Origin of the sequence: Lentzea terrae, assembly GCF_003265345.1 — a bacterium.
In the GTDB taxonomy this organism is placed as follows: domain Bacteria; phylum Actinomycetota; class Actinomycetes; order Mycobacteriales; family Pseudonocardiaceae; genus Lentzea; species Lentzea terrae.
The window spans coordinates 1-568 of record NZ_QFWW01000043.1 but is presented as its reverse complement, the minus strand read 5'-3'; the positions used below and the strand labels follow the sequence as shown (position 1 = coordinate 568).

1 protein-coding gene is annotated in these 568 nt (G+C 65.1%); it reads left to right on the top strand.

All coding sequences use genetic code 11. From position 1 onward, the window contains the following. On the top strand, nt 1–568 hold a 568-nt coding region (locus DI276_RS47610), incomplete at both ends, for a carbohydrate ABC transporter permease (RefSeq protein WP_112276790.1).

Sequence of the window (568 nt, the reverse complement as noted above, 5' to 3'; positions counted from 1 at the left end):
CTGGCGGATGGGCGTGCTGCTGCCCTATGTCGCCAGCCTGGTCGCGTTGACGATCATCTTCGGCAACCTGTTCGGCCCGCAGTACGGCCTGGTCAACGATGTCCTCGGCGTGCTGGGAATCAGCCCGATCGACTGGCAGGCCAGCACGTTCGGCAGCCACGTCGCCATCGCCTCGATGGTCAACTGGCGGTGGACCGGCTACAACGCCCTGATCGTCCTCGCCGCCATGCAAGCCATCCCGCGCGAGGTGCACGAGGCCGCGTTGGTGGACGGTGCGAGCGCGTTGCGGCGGTTCTTCAGCATCACGCTCCCGATGCTCAAGCCGACGCTGATCTTCGTGATCGTCACCTCGACCATCGGCGGGTTGCAGATCTTCACCGAACCCAAGCTGTTCGAGCCCTCCGGTGGTAGCGGTGGTGGCGCGGAGCACCAGTACCAGACCGTCGTGCTCTACCTCTACCAATCCGCGTTCCAGGGCCTGGATCTCGGGTACGCGTCCGCGATCGCGTGGGTGCTGTTCCTGATCGTGATCGCCGTGGCGGGACTGAACTTCTGGCTCACGAGGAGG